This is a genomic window from Caballeronia sp. (assembly GCF_049581465.1).
Classification (GTDB): Bacteria; Pseudomonadota; Gammaproteobacteria; order Burkholderiales; family Burkholderiaceae; genus Caballeronia.
Genome location: NZ_JBAUSA010001027.1, coordinates 1 through 5,184, shown reverse-complemented (window position 1 = coordinate 5,184; position 5,184 = coordinate 1). Strand labels below are relative to the sequence as shown.

Genomic DNA, 5,184 nt, shown 5'->3' with positions numbered 1-5,184 from the left:
CGCGCGCCGGGCTCAACGCGCGACGATCATGCATACCGCCGACGCCGTTGCAACGAGCTTATCGTCCTGCCGCAGCTCTCCGTTCACGTTGCACACACCGCGTCCCCTGCGCACTAGCGTCGCGCGGCCAATCAGTCGGCCCGGCTTCGCGGGCCGCAGGAACGACGTGTTGAGGCTCAGCGTTGCGCAGTGTTCGCCTTCAGCCAGTGTCGACGTCACGAGCGTCGCCGTCACGTCGTCGAGCATCGCGCACAGCATGCCGCCTTGCACCTGACCTGCCGGGTTGAGGAACGCCGGCACGCCCACGTATTGCGCCTCGAGCGTGCCGTCTCCCAGTGACAGGAACGTGCCGCCAAGCGTTGTCGTCACCGCGGGCAGCGAGCCGTTCGTGCCGGAAAGGCACCCGAGAGCCGGTTTCTCTTCGATTTCCATTGATGTTCTCCTATTTTCGAGGTCAGTCGCGGTTCGAAACCTAAGCGCCTTTCGCATTGTTTCGACGCCTATTCGCCGCGAAACACCGGTTTGCGCTTCTCCTGCCACGCCAGCGCGCCTTCACGCAAGTCCTGCGATGCGTCCGCCTCGCTCACGTCGTGCCAGAACTCGTCTTCGTCGAGCGTGCCGGATGCGATCCGGTTCAGGTGCTTCTTCATGCCGAGGAGCGCCAGCGGCGCCATCCCGGCCAGCTCGCCGCTCAGGCGCTCGACTTCGTCGCGCAGCGCGGCTGGCGCCAACACCGCGTCGAGAAAGCCGCAGGCTTGCATCTGCGCGGCATCGAACGTCGCCGCCGCAAGCAGCAGCTTCTTTGCCGTATTCAGCCCCAGCCTCGAAACGTAGCGCTGCAGGCCGTCGCGATAGAACAGCAAACCAAGTCGCGCAGCAGGCACGAACATCTGGCTCGTCTCGACACCGACGCGGAAGTCGCAGGCGAGAGCGAGGTCGGTCGCGCCGCCGTACACGCCACCGTTGATCGCGGCGATCGTCACCGGCCGCGCGCTCTCCAGCTCGTTCGCTAGCGCCTCGAAGCTCGCTCCCGCGTTACCGCTGGCGACGCTGCCAATGTTAAAGCCAGCGCAAAAGTGCCGGCCTTCGGCGCATAGCCGCAACACGAGCACGTCGCGTCGCGCGTTCACTTCGCCAATGAAGCCGCGCAGCGTCGCGAGGTCTTCTGGTTCGAGACGGTTCGCCATCTCGGGCCGGCGCAACGTGATCGTCGCCGTCGGAGCGGTGATGGTCAGTTCCGGCGCAAGGCCGGACGAAGCGGTGGCGGATTTCGAGGTCATGTTCGGCTCAATGGAAGTTGTAGATCTGCATGGTCGTCTCGCCGGCCTCAATGCGCTTGCAGATCGCGGCCTCCTCGGCCTCGCGCCTGGCGGCCTTCTCGACCACGTCCGCGGCGCGCTTGCGTGGGATAGCGACCACCCCGTCGCGGTCGCCGACAATCAGGTCACCCGCGTTGACCGTTACATTGCCGATCATCACCGGCTCGTTGATCCAGCCGATAGCACCGTAATCCTTGCCCGTCCCGCGAATCGACAGGCCGCGCGAAAACACCGGGAAGCCTATCTGCTCGAGCAGGTCTGCGTCGCGCACACTGGCGTCGATCACGAGACCGGCGAGACCGCGCACCTTCGCCGCGGTAGTCATCACTTCACCCCAGTAACCGTGCTCGTAGACGCCGTTCGTGTAGACCACCAGCACATCGCCCGGTTGCGCGAGCACAACTGCGCGATGCAGCCATAGATTGTCGCCGCCCGGCGAATGCACGGTAATTGCCGTGCCGCAGATCCTGAAACCCTGCGCCACCGGCTTGATCGCTGCCGGCAGTGCCCCGATCTTGCCGCCGGCTTCGTGCAGCGTCGCCGCGGGCAGCGTGCGCGCGGTCTCGACCACGCTCGCCTCGACGCGTTCGATTGCGGTGCGCACCGTCGTTGCCGAATCGTGTTCTTTCATGCTTATTGCCTCCGAGTCTGCAACTGGTGGTACTTGAACTGTTGGCGCGCCTCATCAAGACGCATGCCGCCGCGACAGGCTTCGCGGATTGCGTCCTCTGCATGCTGAATGGTCTCGGCCGCGTCGAGCACAGTGTCCTCATGCTCGCGCGGGATCACGATCACACCGTCGGCGTCGCCGCGCAGAATGTCACCAGGCTGAACGCGTGCCTCGCCGATATTGACGGCAATGTTGGTCGCCTCGACTTGCACGCGATCCTTACCCGTGCGCATCCAGTGATCGCGGCTGAACACGGGATAGCCGAGCTCCAGGCAAAGGGAGACGTCGCGGCACACGCCGTTGATCACCGTGCCGCCCAGGCCTCGGCGGTGTGCGATCTCGGTCAGAATATCGCCCCAGACGGTCGCGTCTTCGCGCCCGCCGTTGTCAAGCACGACGACCGCGCCGGGCGGCACGTCGTCGATGTAGTCGCCGACCGTGCCAGGCGGGTTCGAAGCAGGACCGTACTTGAGTGTCCAGGCGCGCCCCGCGAGCCGGAAGTCCGTACTGCGGGCCTTGATCCTGTAGCACTGCCCGGTGATGCCGAGTTTGTCGAGCGCATCCGAGAGGGTGGCCGTATCGAGTTTGCCCGCGCGTTCGACGTTGCGATTGTCGTTCGTCATGATGTGTGTCCTGGTGGATTGTGAATGTGCTCACTTGAGCATGTGTTCGTAGTTGCCACCCATCACCTTCCCGACCGGCGAGCCAGACAGAATCGCTTTGGCCATCGCGGCTTCCTTCGCGACGATGGTTTCCGCAGCATCGAGCACGCGCTCGATGTCTGCGGCGCGGATGAAGATCACGGCGCTGTTGTCGGCCACGACATAATCGCCTGCCTCGACCTCCACTTCGCCGATCTGCACGGGCACGTTAGTGCCCTTCTCGACCACGCGGCCGCGCGCCGTGCGCGCTGTGGTCGCGCGGCTGAACACCGGTAGCTCATAGGCGATGGCTTCGTCGATGTCGCGCACCGGGCCGTCGGCCACCACACCCGCCACTTCACGCACTTTCGCCGCAAGCGAGAGGAGACCGCCCCAGCATCCGGCTTCAACACCGCTACGCTGTTCGACCACAATCACGTTCTCACCATTGGCCTGTTCGATTGCCCTGCTGCCGAGGTGCACTGACGGTCCCGGCGGCGCTTCGCCGGTACCAAGCTTGACGGTGATCGCGCGGCCGGCGATCCTTCCCGCGCCCGCGCGCTGTGGCAGTCCGCTCACGACGCCGGGCAGTTTGAGTCTATCGAGCGCGTCCGACACCGCGCAGCAATCGAGCCGGCGCAGGCGCTGTACATACTGGTCAGTCATGTTGGTTGTCTTCCGTAGATTTCACTGCGGCATGAAGCCGGTTCAGGCCAGCGTGCGCCATGCGGCGAAACACAAACCGGTGCCGGTCAGCGCGGGGCTACGGTAGCCCGGCGTGTACGAGACCCATTCGAGGTCAAGTGACTTGACCGCTTCGACCGCAATGATCCAGTTGCGGATCTCCGAGCTACCCGCCTGCAACTGCTTCGGATCCAGCGCGGCAAGCCATGCACTGTCCTTGCGGTGGATTGCGGCGATGATGCCGTTGTCCAGCGCCTCGTCGACCACAAAGTGGGAGAGGCCGCCCGAGGCGAGTACACCCACGCGCAGGTCTTCGGGGTACGCCTCGATCAGCTCCCGCAACGCGGCGCCGAGCTGGATACAGCGCCGCGGCGTGGGCTGATTGGGCGGGTCGAAGGTATTCACGATCACCGGGATGACCGGCAGGTCGAGCCCCTGCAGGTAGCGGCGGTGAATGAACGAGAACGCGTGGCCTTCGTACTGGCCGCGCTCGAGGCCGTCCATTGCCGCCATATCGAAATCGCGTTCGCAGAGTTCGCGAATCATCCAGCGCGCCATGTCTGACTTGACGGGATAATCGACGTCGGCATCGGGCTCCTGGCGCATGGTGCGTGCTCGTGCGTACCAGCTGTCGTTCTCGCCAGTCACACGCTTCGCGTTTCGGATCGTCTCGCCGTAGTAGATTGCGAATGCCGGGTTATTCGTTGTCCGGAACAACTCAGTCTGATCGTCGCCGACGACAATCAGTACATCGAGGCACGCGGCGCGAATGCGCTCGCGCAACTCGTCCATTGCCGCTTCGGCCCGATCGTAGCGCTCGCCCATCTTTTCGGACGTGACCATCGCTGCGGCTTCGGCCGGTGCGCACTCGAGCAAATCGTCATAAGTGACGCGATCGCCGGCCTTGTCGAAGTAATGCGGGTTCTTCGGGTCGACCGCGCGGAAGCCATGCTGCCAATCTTCGCGCTGCGATACCAGCATGATGCTGTGCGATGAACCGAATGCGGCTACCAAACGTGCCATTTCGTCTCCTTTCGTTCTCTCGTGGGTTGAGTCACGTTCAGACTACGAACGTTTTGCGCCATTGTTCGATCTGCTTGCCTGAGTAGCCGAGCTCCTGCAGGATTGCCTGGGTGTGCTCGCCGTGTTCGGGCGCAAGGCGCGGCGCGGCTTCGCGCGGGTAGCGCGACAACCGGAACGGCTGCCCGACCAACGCGGCTCCGGTTTTACCCGGCAGATCGACAGGCCATGTGATGCCGAGATGCCTGACCTGCGGGTCGTCGAACACTTCATCGATTCCGTAGATCGGGCCGCACGGCACACCGGCCTTAAGCAGGATTTCGGTCCATTGCGTCGTCGTGCGCGTCTTGAACACCTCGCTGACCACCTTGTTCACCGCGTCACGGTTCCCGACGCGGGCCGGGTCCGAGTCGTAGCCCGGTGCCCGTGCAAGATCCTCGAGACCGAGCGCGTCGCACAAACGCATCCACATCGTCTGACCGATCGCGGCGAGGTTGAGGTAGCCGTCCTGAGTCGCGAATACGCCGGTCGGCACCGTGAGGGGATGCTCATTACCCACCTGCTCCGGCACCTTCCCGTCCACAAGCCATTGCGCCGCCTGGAAGTCGAGCATCGCGAGCTGCGCTTCGAGTAGCGATGTCTGTACCCACTGTCCCTCGCCCGATGCTTCCCGCTCGAGCAAAGCGGTCAGGATCGCCATCGCGCAGAAGTGACCCGCGCACAGGTCCGCAATCGGAATGCCGACGCGCATCGGACCTTCGCCCGGCTTCCCCGTCACGCTCATGAGGCCGCCCATGCCCTGCGCGATCGAGTCGAAGCCGGGCCAGTTCGCATACGGACCGTCCTGGCC

General features: G+C 64.4%; 7 protein-coding genes. All 7 read right to left on the bottom strand.

The window, feature by feature from the left end:
* Positions 1 to 12: 12 nt before the first annotated feature.
* Positions 13 to 432, bottom strand: coding sequence for a PaaI family thioesterase (locus WCA53_RS25100; protein ID WP_423916787.1), 420 nt, complete (start codon positions 430 to 432; stop codon positions 13 to 15).
* A 68-nt stretch (positions 433 to 500) separates the two neighbouring features.
* A complete protein-coding gene (locus WCA53_RS25095; RefSeq protein ID WP_423916785.1) occupies positions 501 to 1,280 on the bottom strand; it encodes an enoyl-CoA hydratase/isomerase family protein in 780 nt (259 codons plus the stop codon).
* 7 nt (positions 1,281 to 1,287) lie between these two features.
* Positions 1,288 to 1,950 carry a 4-carboxy-4-hydroxy-2-oxoadipate aldolase/oxaloacetate decarboxylase gene (locus WCA53_RS25090; protein WP_423916783.1) on the bottom strand — a complete coding sequence of 221 codons (663 nt, stop codon included), beginning with the start codon at positions 1,948 to 1,950 and terminating at the stop codon, positions 1,288 to 1,290.
* Between the two features lie 2 nt (positions 1,951 to 1,952).
* On the bottom strand, positions 1,953 to 2,612 hold the full coding sequence (locus tag WCA53_RS25085; protein ID WP_423916778.1) for an RraA family protein: 660 nt from the start codon (positions 2,610 to 2,612) through the stop codon (positions 1,953 to 1,955).
* 30 nt (positions 2,613 to 2,642) lie between these two features.
* Complete coding sequence (locus WCA53_RS25080) at positions 2,643 to 3,296, bottom strand: RraA family protein (RefSeq protein ID WP_423916774.1); 654 nt, start codon at positions 3,294 to 3,296, stop codon at positions 2,643 to 2,645.
* A 42-nt stretch (positions 3,297 to 3,338) separates the two neighbouring features.
* Positions 3,339 to 4,337 (bottom strand): protocatechuate 3,4-dioxygenase, encoded by a 999-nt coding sequence (locus WCA53_RS25075; protein ID WP_423916772.1) that lies wholly within the window; start codon positions 4,335 to 4,337, stop codon positions 3,339 to 3,341.
* Between the two features lie 37 nt (positions 4,338 to 4,374).
* Positions 4,375 to 5,184 (bottom strand): CaiB/BaiF CoA transferase family protein (locus WCA53_RS25070; protein WP_423916770.1); only part of this gene is annotated, 810 nt, incomplete at its 5' end.